Annotated in this window: 19 protein-coding genes; 14 read left to right on the top strand and 5 right to left on the bottom strand. The window is 46.3% G+C overall.

All coding sequences use genetic code 11. From position 1 onward, the window contains the following. The first annotated feature begins 62 nt into the window (after nt 1-62). The 3 genes from QUA50_RS10120 (at nt 63) to QUA50_RS10110 (ending at nt 1,932) form a co-directional block, all read left to right on the top strand. Entirely contained in the window at nt 63-833 is a 771-nt protein-coding gene (locus QUA50_RS10120; RefSeq protein ID WP_333262662.1) for a cysteine hydrolase family protein, read from the top strand. Nucleotides 834-1,025: 192 nt separating this feature from the next. Next, nucleotides 1,026-1,463 (top strand): cupin domain-containing protein, encoded by a 438-nt coding sequence (locus tag QUA50_RS10115; protein ID WP_333262660.1) that lies wholly within the window; start codon nt 1,026-1,028, stop codon nt 1,461-1,463. Between the two features lie 121 nt (nt 1,464-1,584). Then, entirely contained in the window at nt 1,585-1,932 is a 348-nt protein-coding gene (locus QUA50_RS10110; RefSeq protein WP_333262657.1) for a DUF952 domain-containing protein, read from the top strand. Nucleotides 1,933-1,965: 33 nt separating this feature from the next. Here the strand turns inward: QUA50_RS10110 and QUA50_RS10105 are convergent, their stop codons facing one another. Both QUA50_RS10105 and QUA50_RS10100 read right to left on the bottom strand, forming a co-directional pair. Further along, nucleotides 1,966-2,175: a hypothetical protein gene (locus tag QUA50_RS10105; RefSeq protein ID WP_333298605.1), complete on the bottom strand. Its 210-nt coding sequence runs from the start codon at nt 2,173-2,175 to the stop codon at nt 1,966-1,968. Nucleotides 2,176-2,207: 32 nt separating this feature from the next. Next, nucleotides 2,208-3,464: a CCA tRNA nucleotidyltransferase gene (locus QUA50_RS10100; protein WP_333262654.1), complete on the bottom strand. Its 1,257-nt coding sequence runs from the start codon at nt 3,462-3,464 to the stop codon at nt 2,208-2,210. Between the two features lie 108 nt (nt 3,465-3,572). Here QUA50_RS10100 and QUA50_RS10095 point away from each other — a divergent pair, with 108 nt between their 5' ends. The 3 genes from QUA50_RS10095 to tsaB all read left to right on the top strand — a co-directional run bounded on the left by QUA50_RS10095 (nt 3,573) and on the right by tsaB (nt 6,438). Beyond that, complete coding sequence (locus tag QUA50_RS10095; protein WP_333262653.1) at nt 3,573-3,821, top strand: Ycf34 family protein; 249 nt, start codon at nt 3,573-3,575, stop codon at nt 3,819-3,821. A gap of 242 nt (nt 3,822-4,063) precedes the next feature. Then, nucleotides 4,064-5,776 (top strand): serine/threonine-protein kinase, encoded by a 1,713-nt coding sequence (locus QUA50_RS10090; RefSeq protein ID WP_333262650.1) that lies wholly within the window; start codon nt 4,064-4,066, stop codon nt 5,774-5,776. Between the two features lie 2 nt (nt 5,777-5,778). Beyond that, nucleotides 5,779-6,438 carry a tRNA (adenosine(37)-N6)-threonylcarbamoyltransferase complex dimerization subunit type 1 TsaB gene (gene tsaB, locus QUA50_RS10085; RefSeq protein ID WP_333262647.1) on the top strand — a complete coding sequence of 220 codons (660 nt, stop codon included), beginning with the start codon at nt 5,779-5,781 and terminating at the stop codon, nt 6,436-6,438. A gap of 279 nt (nt 6,439-6,717) precedes the next feature. Here tsaB and QUA50_RS10080 read toward each other — a convergent pair whose 3' ends face one another. Beyond that, on the bottom strand, nt 6,718-6,981 hold the full coding sequence (locus tag QUA50_RS10080; RefSeq protein WP_333262644.1) for a hypothetical protein: 264 nt from the start codon (nt 6,979-6,981) through the stop codon (nt 6,718-6,720). A 151-nt stretch (nt 6,982-7,132) separates the two neighbouring features. Here QUA50_RS10080 and QUA50_RS10075 point away from each other — a divergent pair, with 151 nt between their 5' ends. From QUA50_RS10075 to QUA50_RS10065, 3 genes are all read left to right on the top strand, one after another. After that, nucleotides 7,133-10,072, top strand: a complete 2,940-nt coding sequence (locus QUA50_RS10075; RefSeq protein WP_445243152.1) for a CHAT domain-containing protein — start codon at nt 7,133-7,135, stop codon at nt 10,070-10,072. A 33-nt stretch (nt 10,073-10,105) separates the two neighbouring features. Continuing rightward, nucleotides 10,106-10,381 carry a type II toxin-antitoxin system ParD family antitoxin gene (locus QUA50_RS10070; protein ID WP_333262640.1) on the top strand — a complete coding sequence of 92 codons (276 nt, stop codon included), beginning with the start codon at nt 10,106-10,108 and terminating at the stop codon, nt 10,379-10,381. Nucleotides 10,382-10,458: 77 nt separating this feature from the next. Further along, complete coding sequence (locus tag QUA50_RS10065; RefSeq protein ID WP_333256844.1) at nt 10,459-10,686, top strand: type II toxin-antitoxin system RelE/ParE family toxin; 228 nt, start codon at nt 10,459-10,461, stop codon at nt 10,684-10,686. A 736-nt stretch (nt 10,687-11,422) separates the two neighbouring features. Here QUA50_RS10065 and QUA50_RS10060 read toward each other — a convergent pair. Beyond that, a complete protein-coding gene (locus QUA50_RS10060; protein ID WP_333262637.1) occupies nt 11,423-12,244 on the bottom strand; it encodes an SDR family NAD(P)-dependent oxidoreductase in 822 nt (273 codons plus the stop codon). A gap of 713 nt (nt 12,245-12,957) precedes the next feature. Continuing rightward, nucleotides 12,958-14,391, bottom strand: coding sequence for a carotenoid oxygenase family protein (locus QUA50_RS10055; RefSeq protein ID WP_333262635.1), 1,434 nt, complete (start codon nt 14,389-14,391; stop codon nt 12,958-12,960). A 194-nt stretch (nt 14,392-14,585) separates the two neighbouring features. Here QUA50_RS10055 and QUA50_RS10050 point away from each other — a divergent pair, with 194 nt between their 5' ends. The 5 genes from QUA50_RS10050 to QUA50_RS10030 all read left to right on the top strand — a co-directional run bounded on the left by QUA50_RS10050 (nt 14,586) and on the right by QUA50_RS10030 (nt 20,330). After that, nucleotides 14,586-15,599 (top strand): LD-carboxypeptidase, encoded by a 1,014-nt coding sequence (locus tag QUA50_RS10050; protein WP_333262632.1) that lies wholly within the window; start codon nt 14,586-14,588, stop codon nt 15,597-15,599. A 97-nt stretch (nt 15,600-15,696) separates the two neighbouring features. After that, nucleotides 15,697-16,455: a class I SAM-dependent methyltransferase gene (locus QUA50_RS10045; RefSeq protein WP_333262695.1), complete on the top strand. Its 759-nt coding sequence runs from the start codon at nt 15,697-15,699 to the stop codon at nt 16,453-16,455. A gap of 221 nt (nt 16,456-16,676) precedes the next feature. Continuing rightward, nucleotides 16,677-17,678 carry a cytochrome c oxidase subunit II gene (locus QUA50_RS10040; protein ID WP_333208071.1) on the top strand — a complete coding sequence of 334 codons (1,002 nt, stop codon included), beginning with the start codon at nt 16,677-16,679 and terminating at the stop codon, nt 17,676-17,678. A 78-nt stretch (nt 17,679-17,756) separates the two neighbouring features. Further along, nucleotides 17,757-19,562: a cytochrome c oxidase subunit I gene (gene ctaD / locus QUA50_RS10035; RefSeq protein WP_333262629.1), complete on the top strand. Its 1,806-nt coding sequence runs from the start codon at nt 17,757-17,759 to the stop codon at nt 19,560-19,562. Between the two features lie 144 nt (nt 19,563-19,706). Further along, nucleotides 19,707-20,330 (top strand): heme-copper oxidase subunit III, encoded by a 624-nt coding sequence (locus QUA50_RS10030; RefSeq protein ID WP_333262626.1) that lies wholly within the window; start codon nt 19,707-19,709, stop codon nt 20,328-20,330. Nucleotides 20,331-20,728: the final 398 nt, after the last annotated feature.

Here is a 20,728-nt window from a genome sequence, read left to right as displayed (position 1 = left end):
GTGACAAGTTAGGAACAATCAAATAGTTATAAGATTGAAATTGTTTTTGAGCCAAAATCAATATGAATCCTGATTCTCTCCGCACTTTGGGCGTACCGCCGAATGCTTGGAAAGTTGATGCCAAAATTGCCGATATCACCCGATCGCCGATCGCGCCTCAACCTGTTACCCTGGAAACAGAAACTAAAACCCTGCGTTTGGACTTAGCAAAAGCAGCAATGTTGGTGATAGATATGCAAAACGATTTCTGTCATCCCGACGGTTGGCTAGCACATATTGGCGTAGATGTAACCCCCGCCCGAACTCCAATTAATCCTTTAAAAAATTTGCTGCCAAAATTGCGATCGCGCGCAATGCCAATTATTTGGATCAACTGGGGAAACCGCCCCGATTTGCTCAATATTAGTGCAGCTTCCCGCCACGTTTACAATCCCACAGGTGATGGCGTAGGTTTGGGAGATCCGCTGCCAAAAAACAACGCACCTGTACTGATGGCAGGGAGTTGGGCGGCCTCCGTTGTCGATGAATTAAAACCCAAACCGGAGGATATTTGTGTTGATAAATATCGGATGAGTGGCTTTTGGGATACTCCTTTAGATAGTATCTTGCGGAACCTCGGCAGAACTACACTTTTCTTTGGAGGAGTAAACGCCGATCAGTGCGTCATGGCTACCCTGCAAGATGCTAATTTCCTCGGTTACGACTGTATTTTAGTCAAAGATTGTACAGCAACCACATCTCCAGAGTATTGCTGGCAAGCTACTCTTTATAACGTTAAACAATGTTTTGGCTTTTTGTCGGATTCTCAGGCTATCTTAGAAGCAATTAAATAGTCATCAGTCATCAGTCATTAGTCATTAGTCCAGGACTTACGCATCAAAACCAAAGAAACCGGGTTTTTGCGGTTTTTGTCGCCTGTAACGCCTCTTATCAGTAAAAACCCGGTTTCTGGCCACCCGCGCTCACTAATGACAGCAGAAACATAACAATTGACAACTAACAATAAAAAAATGACAAATCAGTGCATGATTCCTGTTATCAAGTCTCCTCAAGACTACCAAGCATTTCGCATCAGTCCGGGCGATACTAATCGATTAGCGATCGTCTTCGATCCGGTAACAGCTAATGTTTCATTAACTGTTTGCGTGGAGATTTTCGATGGGGGCGGCAAAACTCCTCCCAACCGCCACCAATTCGCAGTAGAAATGTTTTTTGTACTCAAAGGAAGAGGGCAAGCAACCTGCGACGGCAAAACAGTTAGTATTAAACCGGGAGATAGTTTGCTAGTGCCTCCAACGGGCACTCACGTCATTGAGAATACGGGAAGTGAACGTTTGTACACTTTGTGCATCATGGTGCCGAATGAGGATTTTGTGGAATTGATTCGCAGCGGTACGCCAGTCGAACTCGATGAGGAAGATATGAGAGTTCTCGGGCGATCGGATGTACTCGTACCGTGCTAGTTTTGTAGTAAGGACTTTAGTGTTTTAATCTTCTAGGGTCTGCCTGGGAAAGCAGATACCCGACTTGTTTAATCAGTCGGGTATCTAACCAAATACTGTTTTACGTTAAGATTTTTCAATTATGAGCGTTATATTTCACATTGCTAAAAGCCAACAGTGGGAAGAAGCAAAACACCTTCAATCTTATCGCGGGGATACCCTAGACTCTGAAGGATTTATCCACTGTTCGACACTCCCGCAAGTTACTAGAAGTGCCAACAAATTTTTTGTCGGACAAACAGGATTGCTTTTGCTGTGGATTGACTCTGAGAAAGTGCAAGCAGAAGTTAAGTATGAATCTGCCGCCGGAGATATTTATCCGCATATTTACGGGCCGCTGAATGTTGATGCTGTGTTGAAAGTTCTTGAGTTTGAAGCGGGTGCAGATGGCAAGTTTGAATTGCCTGCCGAATTAAGAGATGTTGTTTAAAATTCTGATTTTTGAGCATTGTCAACTAACTTTTTAGGGCGGGCTAGAAGCCCAACCCCTACTCCCCACGGGAAAGTTGAATTTTGTGGAACGGGCATCTTTCCCCTTCAACTTTTGAGGGGAAAGTTGAATTTTTGAGGGCGGGCTAGAAGCCCACTCCACGGGAAAGTTGAATTTTTGAGGGCGGGCTAGAAGCCCAACCCCTACTCCCCACGGGAAAGTTGAATTTTGTGGAACGGGCAAGATGCCCGTTCTTATTTGTGCAATATATCAATTTAAACTGACTGATTAACCAACTCTGCCGCCAAGTTCAGCGCATCTTCGCGAGTCGCAATTCTACCCTCCACCCGCGCTAATTGAATCTCCATCAACAATTGACCTATGCGCGGACTTCGAGGAAAATTTAAATATTCCATTAAATCATTGCCGCTAACTAATTGTGTGGGATGAGCAATAATATCATCAGCATCCAGATAGCGATTAATTAACAGTGAAATATCCTCAACCGCAACTCCCGCCGCTACCGCCAAAACCGCTAAAACTGGAAATACTATTCCCACATCCCGAAACAAAAAATACTGTTCTCGCAAAGACATTTCCGCGATCGGTTTTGCTTGCAACTTCGGCAAGTATTTCAAAAGCCCGATCGCACTTTTAATCTCCGCATTGCTGTACTTCAACCGCAGCAACTGCGTTTCAGCAACTGTCGGGTCAGAATCTGCCAAAACAGCCAACTTCGCGACAGCCAACAAAGGCGTTTTAATTGTATCTCGAATCTGACGCCCGAATTCCTGCCCTAATTCCGGGTAAATTGCCGCTAACTTGGCAGCAGATGCGTCAATTTTTGTCAAAATATCAAAACGGTCGATCGCACTTTCAAACCAAATCGAAAACAAACCGTCTTCGCAACCGCGACAAATCCAAGGAACACCGTCAGGATTGCTCAACAAATAACCCAATTCCGTCCGCACCCGTTCCACCGCTACCCGACTCAACAGCGGCGCTAATTCCCGAATCGCCGATTGAGTTTCAGTTTCGATCGCAAAACCCAACTGCGCCGCTTGGCGGTAAGCTCTTAATAACCTCAGCGGATCGTCCTCCAAATTTGACCGCGAAATCATCCGCAGCAAACCCAAGCGCAAATCAGTTTGACCGTCCAAAGGATCGATGATTTCTCCTGTAAAAGGATTGCAGGCGATCGCATTTATCCTAAAATCCCGGCGCAGCAAATCCCCCTCCAGACTCCCCCCTTCCGCTTGTGCAAAATCCACCGTACCGCCCGCAAACACCACCCGCGCAATTTGGCGTTCCGCATCCAACAAGACAAATCCACCTTTCGCGCGATCGGCAATTTCTCCAGCAGTCTTCACAGCCCGTGTTAGCATAACGAAATCCAAATCAAAATAGTGCGATCGGCGGCCCAGCAGCGCATCCCGCACCGCACCGCCCACCAGATAAGCAGGCGGTGTCAGCAGTTTCAAATCAAACGGCCAAGTATCAGGAGATAATGCAGAGGGCAAATTAATCGGCATCGCAACAAAAATCTACTTTCCTTACAAACAATTAAACTCTTGCTACGCTAGATTAACAGAAAGCTCAAATTTCACCAATCTTTTTGAAATGCACAGAGGATATCAAGAATGTGTATTTGTATTAACTGCCACTATGTAGACCGCTGCTTCACCTACCACGCCGTAGAACAACAGCACGAACAGCTTCACCTCACCGAAACACCCGATTTCGACCCCGTAGAACCCACCATCAACGTCAACATCCGCCCCCGCCAAGATGAAATTGAAATGGAATGGGATGTAGTCGGCTGTGAGAGTTTCAAGCAAGAGACCGGCAAATGGGCCTCATTGCGACCAGGCGAACTCGTACCAACTTGAGTCAGTTGGCAGTTGGCAGTTCTCAATAATAGTGAAATTCAAAATATGTAGGTTGGGTTGAGGTCACGAAACCCAACTCTTCATTGAAAATAAGTGTTGGGTTTCGCTATCACTCAACCCAACCTACTTCTAATAACCAATTCCCAATAACCAATTCCCGATGCCCGATGCCCAATTACCCATTCCCAATTACAAATCTAAAATCTAAAATCTAAAATCTAAAATCTAAAATCTAAAATCCAATGTGTTATTGCTTAAACCCAACTTGTCAGAATCCGCACAACCCACAGGATGCAGAATTGTGCCAAAGTTGCGGCTCCAAATTGTTATTAACTTTTGACGCAGAAACGCCCTCAGCATCTCGCTACCGAACCGTAAAGCCGATCGGGCAAGGCGGCTTTGGCAGAACCTTTCTAGCAGTTGATGAAACCAAACCCCTAATTTTTTCGCAGTGCGTAATCAAGCAATTTTTGCCCCAAAATACCTCAGCCGAAAAAGCCGCTCAACTATTTCACCAAGAAGCAGCCCAGCTAGAAACCTTGGGAAAACATCCCCAGATTCCCGAATTAATCGCGCATTTTGAACAAGACGGGAGACAGTATTTAGTACAAGAATTTATAGACGGCAAAAACCTAGCAAGAGAATTAGAACAAAAAGGAGCATTCACCGAAACTCAAATTCGGCAAATCCTCAACGATTTATTGCCAGTGCTCCACTTCGTCCACAAATCCAAAGTCATTCACCGCGATATCAAACCAGAAAATATCATTCGCCGCCGGCTAACTCCAACTCCTTTACCCGCCTTAGAAAATTCCTATCAACCCTCTCCTTTCCAAAAAGATATTGTTTTAGTAGACTTTGGTGCAGCTAAGAAAGTAACAGCAACCGGCTTGCCGCAAACAGGTACAATCATCGGCAGCGCTGCTTATACAGCCCCAGAACAATTGATGGGGAAAGCAGTTTTTGCCAGCGATATCTACAGTTTGGGCGTTACCTGCATTCACTTGCTGACAGAAATTCCTCCCTTCGATTTGTTCGACAGTACAGAGGATTCTTGGGCTTGGCGAAATTATTTGAAGACTGCTGTTAGCGATGATTTCGGCCGCATCCTCGACACCATGCTTCAAAGTGCCACCAACCGGCGCTACAGTTCAGCCTCAGCAGTCATCCGGCACTTGAACCCCAAACCGGTGTATTTAGAGGCTTCGCCTGTGTTAGACGCGCCGGAAACGCCCCCAGAACGGGTGGTTACACCTGCGCCCGGTGTGTCGCTTTTCACTCGCCAACAGCAAGCCGAAATTCAGCAAGCTTTGCAAGAGGATCTCGCCCCGTACAATGTTACAATCCAAGTCAGTCAAGCCAAGCAACAGCTCAATATCGTCATCAACAGAACCGCAGACAACCCCGTTTACTATCCGCACTTATCTCAAATAATTGCCACCAGACTCACCGATTTGCAGTTAAATAAAGTCGCAGCCGTGAAGCTGTTGGGAAGAGTCAACAATTCTCGCCGCCCGGAGTGGAAGCAAATATTGCAAATCGATCCCAAGATTAAATTGAGAAACAAACTCGTGCGGCTGCAACACAATCAATTACTCAAGAAAATCGCCCCTGTTGCTACCCAAGAATTTTGGCTGCCGAAATTGAAAACTCAGGATTTTTGGCTAGATGCGCTAATGTTTGCCTTAGTTTGGTTTATCTTTGGCTCTCAAATAGTCATTTTTAATTCTTGGTTTGCGCTAATAGTTTCGTCCGGTTTTATGACGGTCAAGCATCAAGTTTCCCAAAACAAAGAATTTGCCAATAAAAATTTATTTGCAAGTTTAGTAGTGCTGTTTTTGATGACTGGGGGCATGGGTAATTCCAGAATTTTAAATACGGGAATATTTGGCATACTTTTGGGTTGCTTAGTTGTGGCTTTGCCGCTGTTTTTTGTTAAGGAAAATTATCAGTAATCGTGAATAGCAATCCCCAAGACGGAACATCAGTTAAAAAATACGGCTTAGCGCTGCACACAGCTAGTCGCGAACTCGGTTTAGCCATCAGCAATTTTGCCGGGGATTCTCGCTGCCAAAGTTGGAATTTGGATCGGGATTTAGCCACTCATTTGCATCAGTATTTAGTCGAGTTTATTGGGCCGCAAACTTGGGCCGATTTGGCTTTTATTGCAGTGGCGAAGGGGCCCGGAGGTTTCACGGGGACTCGGATGGGTATGGTGACGGCCCGGACTTTGGCTCAACAGTTGGATATTCCGGTTTTTGCGGTTTCAACTTTGGCGGCTGTGGCTTTCAGCAGCAGTAGAAAATCTATCTCAAATCAGGATATGGCGCTGCAAATGCCTGCACAGCGGGGACAATTGTTTGGGGCGGTTTATTCAGTTAACAAAGATTCTGGTTTAACAGAGTTGTTTCCTGATACCGTAATGACGGCGGAATCTTGGCAGGAAAAGTTGGAAAGTTGGGAAAATTCCTATCAGTTAATTGAAGTTGGCAGCGAGTTGGGTTGGTCGGTTTTTAGTGTGTTGGAATTGGCTTATTTAGAGTGGAAACAAGGAAGTCGCCCTGATTGGTCGGATGCTTTGCCTTTTTACGGGCAACATCCGGTTAAGGGACACTGAATATTGGGAATAGGGCATTGGGAATTGGGAATTGGGCATTATTTCGTTTCTGTTAAACTCACATCTTGCACCATTCTCGCTTAACAGGCAAGATGCCTGTTCCACAAGAGAATCTACTCTTTGTGGAACAGGCATCTTGCCTGTTCCTAAAAGGCTAATTGAGAATGGTGTAAGATATAAGTTAAATCAACTTGTAGAGTGCGTTTTTTTTCCGACCATGCCCGATGCCCGATGCCAGTAAATGATTTATAAGCAATTAAGCAGACTTGATATTGTTGTTTATTTAAGGGCGATACAAAGTTCGAGGCAAAAAGTTAATGTTAGCGGGTCTGGGTTTTCGGTTCGCAATCGATCGATCTCAGCTCGATCGCACCCGCGAGATTCCATAAAATCGAGCATCCAGTTCGTTATTGTCGCGAGATCGATGTATTTTGCTCCGAGGCAAACAGGGCAAATTTCAGCGCTGAGGGTACCGGTGCCGCCACATTCGGGGCAATCCCAGTGGGTTGTTACGGGATCGGGGGTAGTTAGGATGTTGTTCATGCTGGGAAAAAGTACGCGCGGCGTAGCGATCCCGCAAGGAATCGCACCTACTCGTTCACTCTAGCAAAAATGCCGATCGCCCTGACTTCTCCCTGTCTTTACGCTAAGCAGGCTAGTGACTAAAATTGACGAAAATACAAAAGGGGTGGCTATGTTCGATCGCACTCAATGGTTTTTGGCTGGTATGTCGATCGCGCTTTCGCTTCAGTTAAGTCAGCCAGTGGCAGCAGCCGTGCCCGTTGGTAAAGTCGTACAAACAGCACAAATTGGCAGTAACGACGCTGCTGAAACAGCATTAAAAGAAGGACTGCGACTGTACCAGCAAGGAACGGTAGAATCGAAAAAAAGTGCGATCGTCAAGTGGGAAGAAGCATTAAAGTTGTATCGAGAAGCGGGCGATCGCCGCCGGGAAGCTGTCACCTTCAGCAACATCGGCTTAGTATACTCAGAATTGGGAGAAAAACAGAAAGCGCTAGAGTATTACAGCCAGTCGCTTCCCCTGAGTCGGGCAACAGGGGATCGTGGTGGGGAAGCTATCACCCTTAGCAACATCGGCTTAATCTACTCACAATTGGGAGAAAAACAGAAAGCGCTAGAGTATTACAGCCAGTCGCTTCCCCTGAGTCGGGCAACAGGGGATAGTGGTGGGGAAGCTACCACCCTCAACAACATTGGCAATGTCTACTCACAATTGGGAGAAAAACAGAAAGCGCTAGAGTATTACAGCCAGTCGCTTCCCCTGAGTCGGGCAGTAGGCGATCGTCGCGTGGAAGCTACCACCCTCAACAACATCGGCAGTGTCTACGATGATTTGGGAGAAAAACAGAAAGCGCTAGAGTATTACAGCCAGTCGCTTCCCCTGAGACGGGCAGTAGGCAATCGCAACGGGGAAGCTAGCACCCTCAACAACATCGGCGCTGTCTACTCAGCATTGGGAGAAAAACAGAAAGCGCTAGAGTATTACAGCCAGTCGCTTCCCCTGAGTCGGGCAGTAGGCAATCGCGGTGGGGAAGCTATTACCCTCAACAACATCGGCTTAGTCTACTCAGAATTGGGAGAAAAACAGAAAGCGCTAGAGTATTACAGCCAGTCGCTTCCCCTAAGTCGGGCAGTAGGCGATCGCGGTAGGGAAGCTATTACCCTCAACAACATCGGCAATGTCTACTCAGATTTGGGAGAAAAACAGAAAGCCCTAGAGTATTACAAGCAGTCGCTTCCCCTGAAACGGGCAACCGGCGATCGCAGCGGGGAAGCTACCACCCTCAACAACATCGGCAGTGTCTACGATGATTTGGGAGAAAAACAGAAAGCGCTAGAGTATTACAGCCAGTCTCTTCCCCTGAGTCGGGCAACCGGCGATCGCGGTGGGGAAGCTCGCACCCTTTTCAACATAGCTTATGCCAAACGCGACCAAAACAATCTTACCGAAGCCCTCAATGACATTGAATCCTCTCTCAAAATCATCGAAAACCTCCGCACCCAAATAGCCAGCCCAGAACTCCGCAGCTCATACTTTGCGACAGTCCAGGACTACTACGAATTCTACATCGACCTGTTAATGCAATTGCACAAAACTAATCCTAAATCCGGTTATGATACAACAGCCTTAGAAGCCAGCGAACGTTCCAGAGCCCGCAGCCTCCTCGAACTTCTCCAAGAAAGTAACGCCAGCATTCGCGAAGGCATTTCCCCCGATTTACTGCAACAAGAAAAGAGCCTGCAACAGCAACTCGATGGCATTGAAAAACAGCGCATAGAAACAATCAGCAGCCCCAACCCAAATCCAACTAAAATAGATGAAATCGACAAACAGCGCCTCGCACTTTTGCAACAATATCAGCAAATTCAAACCAACATTCGTACCGCCAGCCCCCGCTACGCTGCCCTCACCCAACCCCAACCTTTAACACTGCCAGAAATTCAGAAACAGATTCTCGATGAAAACACGATTTTATTGCAGTATTCCCTCGGCAGATTTCGCAGTTATTTGTGGGTTGTGACATCAACAGGAGTAACCAGCTATGAATTACCAAAACGCGCAGACATTGAAACAGCAGCTAAGAACTTCCTAGAGACAATAACTAGCCCAATCCAGAGAGATATTCCCCAACAAGTTGCCCAAGCAAGTGCAAATCTGGGTCAAGTGATTTTACAACCCGCAGCAGCCCAATTAGGCAATAAACGCTTATTAATTGTTCCCGACGGCGTACTGCACTATACCCCTTTTCAAGCTTTAACTGTTGACAAAAACGCCGGACAAAACACCAATGTTCCCTTAATTGCCGAACATGAAATTATTACCCTGCCTTCTGCCTCAACTCTCGCCATTCTCAGGCAAAATTACGGAGATAGAAAACCGCCAAGCCGAAATTTAGCAATTTTAGCCGATCCAGTATTCAGTCCAGACGATGAAAGAATCAAAGGAAAAATTACCCCAGCAACAACAGAAAAATTAGAAGCAAACAACCTCGGTTTAAATCGATCGCTTCGTGCTTCTAATCGGCAATGGCCGCCCGATCGCCTCCCATTTACCCGCCAAGAAGCCCAAACAATATCCAGCTTATTCCCCTCAGCTTCTAGCAGTCAAAAGATTGATTTTGATGCCAGCCGCACTACCGCCACCGATGGCAGTTTAGCCAATTATCAAATCGTTCACTTCGCTACCCACGGCCTTGCCAACAGCCAAAATCCCGAACTCTCAGGAATTGTGATGTCGATGGTAGATGACAAGGGCAATCTTGTCAATGGTTTTTTGCGCCTCACCGATATTTTCAACTTGAAACTGTCAGCAAATTTAGTAGTTTTAAGTGCTTGTCAATCGGGAATGGGACAGAATGTTAAAGGCGAAGGCATGGTGGGATTGACGAGGGGCTTTATGTATGCGGGGGCGCAGCGGGTGGCGGTGAGTTTGTGGAATGTAGATGATGAGGGAACTTCTGTATTAATGCAAAAGTTTTATCAGAAAATGGTGCAACAAAAGTTAGCGCCGGCGGCAGCTTTGAGGGCGGCGCAGATTGAAATGATGCAGCAGGAAGAATGGCGATCGCCCTATTATTGGGCTGCTTTTACCTTGCAAGGGGAGTGGAAATGATATAATAGTTAAAGGTTCTCAGAGGTAAACCCCATGAAAATTACTCTCAAGCCCGATCGGCAAAAATTCATAGAAGCACAAGTTACAAATGGCAGATATCCTTCGGCGGAGGAGGTAATCGCAGCGGCATTAGAACTCCTAGCCGACAACAGCGAACCCAAAGAGAGCAACAGCTATCAAAAATGGGTAGAAGAAACGCGACCAAAAGTATCAACAGGAATAGCTCAACTCGATCGCGGTGAAGGGATTGATGGAGAAATAGTCATAGCAAGATTGCAGGAAAAATTTCGGAAAATGCGGGAGAACTAAAGATGAGTCGCTACATTGTTTCTCCAGAAGCGAGGATCGATTTAGATGAAATTTCCGATTAGTTTGCAGCTAGAAATATTGAATCCGGAGAACAGTTCGTCGAGGAGTTCAATCGAAAGTGTCGCAATTTAATTAACTTTCCTAATATGGGTCGTAGTTACGAGGAACTAGCTGCTTCTGTGCGGGGGCTTCCTCTCATGGGTTACATTATTCTTTATCGGGCAATAGACAGTGGAATTGAAATTATCAGGGTGGTGAGGGGAGAACGGGATTTACCCTCGCTATTTTCTGATGAGGATGAGTGATATCACATCCGGTAGTATCGGAATTAATATTACTCACAGTCAGGACACGGCAGTGCGGTCTCCCTACCCCCATTAATTGTAGGGAGACCGCACTGCCGTGTCCTCTATATCATTCGGATGCAACCGGAAACGATATGACTAACAGTTAAAGTGTTTGCCAAATTTGACACTCCCCTGCCTGAAGGCGAGGGGATTCTTGGTTCTGCGACATACCTTAAAACTATCTATCCTTGCGGCAGTGTTTAAACCAGGTATCCGTTCAAAAGAACCAAATATCGAGCTTAATTTAGATAGCCTCAGAGGGTTTGTCTCCCCAAGCTTTCGAGAATTGCTTTTCTTGTTTCTGTGTGCCCCACAGTACATTTTAGAAATAAAAAGTTTACTCTCTGATTTTGGCTTACATTAGTTAGCCCAGCTATGTTTTTCGTGGTTTTCGCCACCCACTAACCATTATTATTTTCCGACCCGTCGTTTGAGCGTGGTGTCTCATGTGTATCGGCGGTTATTCTACCTGTAGTATAGTTATTGTACTCTACAATGAACACAATGCAAGAAAGTTCAAGAAAACACTTAACACAAGTTGATAATTAATTAAAGCCGTCAAGCGAAGGACGGGGCTTTAGACCCAATTTCTTGGTAAGGTGCGCTTAGGAACGGGCAAGATGCCCGTTCCACAACACATCCAATTTTTTGTGGGGAGTAGGGGTTGGGCCGGAAAGCCCGCCCATAAAACGGTTTATCGCCCGCTAGCTAAAGCCTCCCGCAATTTGCGGCTCCGCGATTTCTCCCGAAGTTCGGGAGTTGCCATCCGCAACACAAAATCCAGCAACCAAGGCGCAATTCGGTGACACCAAACTGCTAGATGACTTTGATATCCTACTAAGATTTCCGGCGCATCTTTGTGCAATCCCGCGACAAGTGCTAGGGCAACTTTTTCGGGAGTTGTGGGCACTACCCACCGGAATTGCTCTAAGTCTCGCACCATGTCGGTATCTGTTAGAGATGGCAATAAAGCTGTGACTCGAACATTGTACTGCGTTAACTCGCTGCGTAAAGCTTGGGTGAATCCCAAAATGGCAAATTTGGTAGCAGAATAAGTCGCCATTGTGGGAGCGGCAATTTTTCCCATCAAGCTCGATACATTGACGATTGTCCCTTCTTTTTGAGTCGCCATTCGCCTCGCAATCAAACGGGTAATTGTGTAGGTTCCGAGCAAATTTAAGGCGATTTCTTCCTCGATTAACGGCAGCGGTGAACGCAAGAAAGATGCTTGGTGCGCGACGCCCGCACAGTTGACTAGCAGGTGAATCGGGCCGCAATCTCGCCAAGCTTGGGCGATCGCAATATTCACCGCTACTGACTGAGTTAAATCCAAAGCTAACGGCACTACTTCTGTGCCCAAAACATCGATTTCCTCTGCCAGTTCAATTAATTGCTTGCGGTTGCGGGCCACAATCAACAAGCGTTTGACTCCTTGTCTCGCTAATTCCAGGGCGATCGATCGCCCAATTCCGCGCGAAGCTCCTGTAACAAGAGCTGTTTTTCCTTGAAGTTGCATAGATTAAACCTTTTGGTAGATGCTCACCGCGGCACGGAGTTGTGAGTTGTGAGTTGTGAATTATTAGTTATGAGTTGGATGTTTTGGCGGTAACAACTCATAATTCATAATTGTTGAAAAGGCTATCTTGTTTCGATAGACCTCATTTACTTGTGGGGTTAACTCAAAACCAAAAACTGTTGAATCGCTAACGTGCGCGTGAGTTGAACTAAACTTTGGGTTTGCCAGAAATCAGTCAATTATCTGGTCATTTAACCTCATTCAAGCAGACAAACCTGAGATGGGCAAACCTAGTCGATAATCATGTCAAAGCGGGCTTTATTACCGCTTTTTCTTCAGCCTGCAGAGGTGGACTTTGCCTGTGTAGCCGCGAATTTATTCGCCCGGTATTGGTTTCCTTCAGTCTGCAGAGGCGAACTTTGCCTGTGTAGCCGCGAATTCATTCGCCGGGAATATTCGCCGGGATTAGTTATTCGCCAGGCCTTAATTACCCTTCTTTTTTTAGTCCGCAGAGGCAGACGAGATCCTGTGCAACCGCGACTTAAAATCGCCGGGGATTCGTGCGAATGGGCACAGGATAATTGAGCAATGCAGATTGTCAATTCCACACCTCCTAGATATGAGAATTTCCTATCTACACACACCTTAACAACTTGACAGAGAAGCGGCAACAATTTTTAATAAATCTTCCGCAACACTTCTTTACAATTTTCTCAGACGGCGGATTTCCAAGTGCCGTGAAAGCCCAAAGGTATGACACCGGGCAATTCTAGCTTGCAAACAGGTTCGCGGGAAAGTCCGTCGCTGTCAAATATCCAGACTTCGCTGCTATCAGAATTGCCGTCATAAATAACTGTTACTATCCAACCTTTCTCCGAGGAAATATCTGGAACGTAGATGGGCTCTGCGGGATAGCGATTTTCACCCAAGTCGGCAATTGTGAGATTGCGGCTTTGCGTGTCAAAACGGGCGATCGCGCCGAAACGTTCCTGTACAATATCAACGTCAGGGCGATACATTGCCAGATAAATATATCGCGCGTCTTGCCCTATTTCGGCAGCAGGTACAACCGGAAACTCACAAGGTTGATCCAACAATTCTTCTATTCCTGTCACTTTCGCCGTCAGAGGATTGAGATGCACTCGGCACAGAGTACCCTCCGCATCGGTGCTAGTTTCACCCGCAGCTACTTCTTTCAGCCGCTGATTAGTTTGAAAGTCAGCGAAGCGCACAAAATCTACAGCCACCGAACCATCTTCTTTGACAAAACCGTTAGCAAAATGCCACTGAAACCAAGAATCGGTTTCGCCGCGACTAACTAAAGAGAGAGTTTCCGAGTCAACAACTAATATCTGCGTTCCTAACTCCGGTTTCCATTCCAAAGAGTCGCTGTAACTGCTGATTCCAGCTAACACTGGCAAAAATTTGAGTCGTACTGGCGGTACAAAAAATATTAGATACTTTCGGGCCAGAACAAAATCGTGGAGCATAGGAGGGCCATCTAAAGCAACAGTTGCTTGCTGCACAATTTTGCCTGTAGGATCGCTTTTATAGAGATTCAACTTTGTACTGGCACCATGTGTAATTCCAAAGTTAAAAATATTGCCAGTAATCGGGTCGCGCTTGCAGTGAGCGGAATAAGAAGAGCCACTTTGTAAACTTCCTAAATCGTCCGTTCCCTGAGTTTCCAGAGTTTGCAAATCGAGGCTGTGAGGCAAGCCGCCTTCCCACAAAGCTAAAAGGCGATCGGGCAAAGCTAAAACAGAAGTATTGGCAGCATTTTTAACAGTTTTAGTCCACCGCAACCACACAGGGCCCGGTGCTGTCATGCCATAATTACTGTAGAGAAATTTATCAGCTTTTTCCTCAGCTAGATATCCCGCTGTTTGCACGTAGCGATAAACAGCCGTAGCACCGACATCGGTAAAATGTACTGCCAAAATTGCACCGTCGCCATCAAACCAGTGTCCTGCATTCATGCCGCCACGTTGCAAACGTGCGGGCCCGTTGCGGTAGAGAGTGCCGCGCAATCCTGCGGGAATTTTACCGCTTTTGACGGATAGCTGAGTCAGCGGAAACTCCGCAGCCGGACGGGCTAAAGCTTGAGCCCAAGATTTTTTAGCTGATATTTTAGTGTCTGTTTTCATTGGAAACTGGCAATTTTTAACTGATATTGCAGATATTTTGCTATACAATTATAGCAAAAACCATCTATAACAGTTCTCGCCTGAGCCATTCATCAATGAATTAACAATTGCTCAATCCCCCAATCTAAAATCTAAAATATAAAATATAAAATCTCAACCTGTACCTCACTTAATCGAACAAGGGTATAACACCTATGACTCTCCGCCGCCGTGCTCTGATCGGAACTTTTGGGCTGACTGCTATTGGTACTCAGCTTTTGCCACTCGCCCAAACCAACCTATCTCCCAAAAGTGCGATCGAGCCGCGCCGCCTGCAAGTTGGCGATACTATAGCTTTAATCAATCCTGCCGCTTTTAATTACAAAAAAGAAATCGAGGATTTTTTTAAAGTTATCGAAAAGCTGGGATTAAAAGTTAAACTGGGAGAGCATTTTTACGACCGCTACGGCTATTTAGCCGGCAAGGATGCCGATCGCGCCGCCGATGTCAACGCAGCCTTTGCTGATGACTCAGTGCGAGCTATTTTTACGGGAATGGGCGGCTGGGGCTGCGCTCGGATCTTGCCGCTCCTTGATTACAGTATTATCCGCAACAATCCCAAAATTATTATGGGATTCAGCGATATTACGGCGCTGTTGTTGGCGATTTATGCTAAAACTAATATAGTTACTTTTCACGGCCCTTTAGGTGCATCAACTTGGAGCCCATTTACAGTAGATTACGTCAAGAAAGTTTTGTTTGAGGGAGGCTCTATAACCATGCAAAACTCCAAAGGCGTGCAATTTCAAACAATCGGGCGCGGAACCGCTAGGGGGAAACTAATCGGCGGCAATTTATCAGTAATCGCAGCAATGGTGGGTTCGGCTTATTTGCCGGAATGGGAAAACAGTATTTTGTTTGTCGAGGAAGTGGGCGAAGAGGTTTATCGCATCGATAGAATGTTGACGCAGCTCAAATTAGCGGGCATTCTCGATAAAATTTCAGGTTTTATTTTCGGACAGTGTACCAAGTGCGAAGCTGAAAAACCGCAAGAGTCCCTAACCTTACCTCAAGTCTTGTCCGACCACATTCGCCCTTTGAAGATTCCCGCGTGGTACGGTTCTATGGTGGGACACATTCGGGAACAGTTCACTTTGCCGATCGGCAAACAAGTCGAAATTGATGCAAATTCTGGTACAATTAAATTGTTAGAATCTGCTGTCAGCTAAATTTTAAACTCTTCTGGATATTCGCTCGGCTCTTCCTCCGGTTCTGCATAACCGCGCAGAGCCTGGTAATGAAAAAATTAAACATACAATTAGGACGATCGTGAAAAACCGACAATTCATCAAACCGCTAGCAGCAATTATCTTAGCAATTATTTGCCTGTTGCCGCTCAATGCCTGTGCAGCAGCAACTAAAACCGCTAACAGCGACTCGATTTACCAGCAGCGAACAGTCCACAATCCCGACGGAATTGGCAAATTTTACATGGGTAGAGAAATTGCCCAAGTCATGGGATATCAAGGCGCTGGTTGGCTGGAAAGACCGTCTCGCGGCATGGAAGAAAAATCAGCTCGATTAGTGAACAATCTCGATTTAAAACCAACCGATATAGTCGCCGACATTGGAGCGGGAACGGGATATTTTAGCTTTCGCATCGCTCCCTTAGTTCCAGAAGGAAAGGTTTTGGCAGTTGACGTGCAGCCGGAAATGATTAATTTTCTGGAATTGAATAAAAAAGAAAAAAATATCGCTAACGTTGAGCCAGTTTTGGGAAGTATCGACAATCCGAATTTGCCCGAAAACAGCGTAGATTTAGTTGTGATGGTGGATGCTTATCACGAATTTGCATATCCCAGAGAAATGATGCAAGGAATTGTGAAAGCACTCAAACCGGGAGGCCGCACGGTATCGATCGAGTATCGAGGCGAAAACCCGCTGATTCCCATTAAAGGTTTGCACAAAATGACGCAGAAGCAGGTGAAAAAAGAAATGGCCGCCGTCGGTTTAGTATGGAAAGAGACAAAAGATATGTTACCCCAGCAGCATTTGATGGTGTTTGAGAAAAAATCTCAAATTTAGCAGCCAAATAGAGCGATTGTTTACCATTTTTACTGAGTTTTGTCAAGGTACAAAAGACGTATTTTTGAGGCGCGCAGGCGATCGGTCAAAAATTCTAAGCCTTAAGTAACCCTTAAGAGAGACATTTTACTAAAAATACCATTTACAATTAAAAATTGATAACCCAGAGGCGCTTCCTTCATTTTTCAAGCGAAGAAGTGTCGCTATTAAGAAGTACCAGCGTGAACATTCCAAGTTCCATCCTCACCATGCTCGCCGGCATCGGAGTGACTCTGATCAGTCTCTGGTACGGGCAGAATCACGGTTTGATGCCGCTCGCCGCCTCTGACGAAGCATCCCAGATAGACGGACTATTCAATACAATGATGACCATTTCCACTGGACTATTTATCATGGTTCAGGGAATTCTCATCGTTGCTGCAATTAAATATCGCCGCCGTCAAGGAGACAACACAGACGGGCCGCCTTGGCATGACAACTTTCCCTTAGAAATTCTTTGGACAGCCGTGCCAGCGGTGATTATTTTAGGAATCGGAGTCTACAGTTTTGAGATTTACAACTCAATGGGAGGCCTCGATCCGATGGGCAATCACGACCACGGCACGATGCAAGCGCACTCTAAAATGCGGGGAAGTGCGATCGCAGCCACACTCTCAGATACACCCCAAAACGCCCCTCAAATTCCGTCTAGAAAACTTGTTGCTCTAGGCGTCGGCGCTTCCCCAGAAAATGAAGACAAACCAGCAGATTTAGTTGTAAATGTCACTGGTTTGCAGTACGCATGGATTTTTAGCTATCCAGAAAGCGGCGTTAGTTCCGGCGAACTGCATATGCCAGCCAACCGCGACGTACAGCTAAATATCGCAGCTCAAGACGTGCTGCACGCATTTTGGCTGCCGGAATTTCGCCTCAAACAAGATGCAATTCCTGGCAGACCGAGCGAACTGAGATTTACACCAACTAAAACCGGCGAATACCGGGTGGTTTGTGCTGAATTGTGCGGCGCTTATCACGGAGCGATGAAAGCTGTAGCAGTCGTTCACACGCCCGAAGAATTCGACAGTTGGCTGCAAGAACAGCAAGTTGCTAGCAGTCAAAACTTAGAGCAAGCAGTTGCAGTCAATCCAGGGGAATTGTCAGACGGTGAATTTTTGGCTCCCTACGTCAGGGAAATAAAAATTAATTCCGAAACCCTAGAACAACTTCACCCAACTCATCACTAAAAATAGTCATTAGTTTCTGGCACTGGGTCTTCGATCCAGAGCTAATAACTAATGACTAATAACTAATGACTAATAACTATGACACAAGCACAGTTCCAAGAAACTGCCAACACTGAGGCTCGCGGAACAGCGCCCGCCGATAGACATTGGCGCGACTACTTCACTTTTAATACCGACCACAAAGTCATCGGTATTCAATACCTAGTCACAACATTTATTTTCTATTTAATCGGCGGGGTGATGGCAACTTTGGTGCGAACCGAACTCGCCACCCCCGACGCCGATTTTGTCACCCCAGAACTTTACAACAGTTTATTTACTGTTCACGCCACAGTGATGATTTTCCTGTGGATCGTGCCTGCAGGGGCCGGATTTGCTAACTTTTTGATCCCCTTAATGATTGGGGCCAAAGACATGGCATTTCCCAGGCTGAATGCGCTCGCCTTTTGGCTGATTCCCGTAGGTGGCGTCTTGCTGTTGAGCAGTTTTTTGGTAGGAGCTCCGCAGGCGGGTTGGACATCCTATCCGCCTTTGAGTTTAGTTACTGCTCAAGCCGGGGAAGAAATTTGGATTCTCAGCGTTTTGATTCTGGGAACTTCTTCGATTTTGGGGGCGGTGAATTTTGCCATTACCATCTTTACCATGCGGGTTCCGAGCATGGGTCTCAATGATATGCCTTTGTTTTGCTGGGCGATGATTGCGACTTCAGCGCTGACTTTGATTGCTACTCCAGTCTTAGCCGCAGCTTTGATTTTGCTGTCGTTTGACTTGTTAGCAGGGACGGCATTTTTTAACCCGACAGGTAACGGCGATCCCATCGTCTACCAGCATTTATTCTGGTTTTATTCGCACCCGGCAGTTTACATTATGATTATGCCCTTTTTCGGGGTGATTTCAGAAGTTTTGCCGGTGCATTCCCGCAAGCCAATTTTCGGTTATTTGGCGATCGCATATTCCAGTCTCGCAATCAGCTTTTTGGGCTTGATCGTGTGGGCGCACCATATGTTTACCAGCGGCACTCCCGGCTGGCTGCGGATGTTTTTTATGATCACGACTATGATCATCGCCGTACCAACTGGGATTAAAATATTTAGCTGGCTGGCAACTATTTGGGGAGGCAAACTCCGGCTTGTCAGCGCCATGCTATTTGGGATGGGTTTTATCTCAACATTTGTGCTCGGCGGCATCACCGGGATCATGGTGGCTTCCGTACCTTTCGACATTCACGTTCACGACACTTATTTTGTTGTCGCTCACCTGCACTACGTGCTGTTTGGCGGCTCAGTGTTTGGAATTTACGCTGCTTTTTACCACTGGTTCCCCAAAATGACGGGGCGGATGATTAATGAATTTTGGGGTAGAGTTCACTTTGTTTTAACCTATGTGGGCTTTACTGTAACTTTCCTGCCGATGCACGCTTTGGGTATGCAAGGAATGCCCCGGCGGGTGGCAATGTACGACCCAAAATTTACCACAATTAATGTCATTTGTACTGTCGGTGCTTATATGCTGGCAGTGTCTACAATCCCCTTTATCATTAATGTGATTTGGAGCTGGAGGTACGGCCCGAAAGCAGGTGACAATCCTTGGCAAGCTTTGAGTTTGGAATGGATGACGACTTCGCCGCCCCCCATCGAAAATTTTGAAGGAGTGCCCGTATTAGCAACGGGGCCTTACGATTACGGCATGGAAAAAATTCAGCATACTGGGGAACGTCTCAGGCTCAAGCTGAGGGAAAATGCTACCCGCAACGCCCAGAAAACAGGTATTCCTATTGCGGAGGCTCAAGCTTCAACTTTCTTTGGCGGTACTGCAACTTTGGTCGCTCCTGAATCGGAGAGAGATGTTGATTCTCCTGCTGATGAAAGTCAAGATGGCGAATAGTTATTAGTTATTTGGGCATTGGGCATTGGGCATTGTTGATTGTTGATTGTTGACTGTTAACTGTTGACTGATGACTAATGCCCACGGACAACTGACAACTGACAACTGACAACTGACAACTGACTTCTTCATTACCCATTTCTTATGCAAATTCCAGCGATCGATCCGACAAAAACAGCCCTAAATTACCACCACGAGGGCGAAGTAGAAGCACACGGCGAAGAGCATCCCGACCACAGAATGTTAGGTGTAATTGTGTTCCTGTGCGCTGAAGGCATGATATTTTTCGGTATGTTTGCCGCGTATTTGATTTATCGGGCGATGGCCCCCGTGTGGCCTCCTGAAGGTACGCCCGATCGCGAGTTATTGCTGCCGGGAATTAATACGATAATTCTGATTGCTAGCAGTTTTGTGATTCACAATGCTGATACTGCAATCAAAAAAAATGATGCCGCCGGAATGCGGAATTGGCTGCTCGTAACTATTGCTATGGGCGCAGTTTTCTTGTTCGGTCAGGTTTACGAATACACTCATTTAGAGTTTGGCTTGACGACGAATCTGTATGCCAGTTGCTTTTACGTTCTGACAGCTTTTCACGGCTTGCACGTTACGTTTGGAGTGCTGCTGATGGCGGGGGTGGTGTGGCGGTCGCGCGCGCCCGGTCACTATTCTAGCGAGCACCACTTCGGAATCGAAGCGACTGAGATTTACTGGCACTTTGTGGATGTGATTTGGATTGTCTTGTTTTTGTTGCTGTATATTTTGTGATCCCAGAGGCTTTTGAGCCTCTGCCGCAAGAGATTTGTCTGACCCCCAATTGGGGGTTTTTTTATTGTTTGGAGAGTGCGATCGACTTTCATATCAAGTCGGGTCGAGCGACCGCGATTTTCGTAGGGGAGGGTTCACCAACAATACCTGCCAACAATCTCCAATCTCGAAAACCCGCCCCGACCGGGATATTATGGTTAATCGATCGGACATGATATCTCTCTTTTGTCACTTCGGGCGAGAGTATAAGCTGTCCTGCATTTAAACTGCACAGTCAAAACTTGATAAAGTTGTTGTGGGGAGTAGGGGTTGGGCCAGAAAGCCCGCACAAAAAATGCAATTTAGATGTCGAACAGCTTAGCGGTATGGTGCGTCGCTCATTGATAGTCGTCAACAAT

This window comes from Microcoleus sp. M2_D5, assembly GCF_036701935.1.
Lineage (GTDB): Bacteria > Cyanobacteriota > Cyanobacteriia > Cyanobacteriales > Microcoleaceae > Microcoleus.
The sequence above is the reverse complement of the archived record's forward strand: the minus strand, read 5'-3'. Positions and strand labels throughout refer to the sequence as shown.

Bases quoted from the DNA above. Each gene is read 5' to 3' on its own strand.
- QUA50_RS10060 (WP_333262637.1), bottom strand. From the start codon at position 12,244: ATGCAACTTCAAGGAAAAACAGCTCTTGTTACAGGAGCTTCGCGCGGA.
- QUA50_RS10120 (WP_333262662.1), top strand. From the start codon at position 63: ATGAATCCTGATTCTCTCCGCACTTTGGGCGTACCGCCGAATGCTTGG.
- QUA50_RS10070 (WP_333262640.1), top strand. From the start codon at position 10,106: ATGAAAATTACTCTCAAGCCCGATCGGCAAAAATTCATAGAAGCACAA.
- QUA50_RS10050 (WP_333262632.1), top strand. From the start codon at position 14,586: ATGACTCTCCGCCGCCGTGCTCTGATCGGAACTTTTGGGCTGACTGCT.
- QUA50_RS10100 (WP_333262654.1), bottom strand. From the start codon at position 3,464: ATGCCGATTAATTTGCCCTCTGCATTATCTCCTGATACTTGGCCGTTT.
- ctaD (WP_333262629.1), top strand. From the start codon at position 17,757: ATGACACAAGCACAGTTCCAAGAAACTGCCAACACTGAGGCTCGCGGA.
- QUA50_RS10030 (WP_333262626.1), top strand. From the start codon at position 19,707: ATGCAAATTCCAGCGATCGATCCGACAAAAACAGCCCTAAATTACCAC.
- QUA50_RS10075 (WP_445243152.1), top strand. From the start codon at position 7,133: ATGTTCGATCGCACTCAATGGTTTTTGGCTGGTATGTCGATCGCGCTT.
- QUA50_RS10090 (WP_333262650.1), top strand. From the start codon at position 4,064: ATGTGTTATTGCTTAAACCCAACTTGTCAGAATCCGCACAACCCACAG.
- QUA50_RS10095 (WP_333262653.1), top strand. From the start codon at position 3,573: ATGTGTATTTGTATTAACTGCCACTATGTAGACCGCTGCTTCACCTAC.
- QUA50_RS10055 (WP_333262635.1), bottom strand. From the start codon at position 14,391: ATGAAAACAGACACTAAAATATCAGCTAAAAAATCTTGGGCTCAAGCT.
- QUA50_RS10110 (WP_333262657.1), top strand. From the start codon at position 1,585: ATGAGCGTTATATTTCACATTGCTAAAAGCCAACAGTGGGAAGAAGCA.
- QUA50_RS10115 (WP_333262660.1), top strand. From the start codon at position 1,026: ATGATTCCTGTTATCAAGTCTCCTCAAGACTACCAAGCATTTCGCATC.
- QUA50_RS10080 (WP_333262644.1), bottom strand. From the start codon at position 6,981: ATGAACAACATCCTAACTACCCCCGATCCCGTAACAACCCACTGGGAT.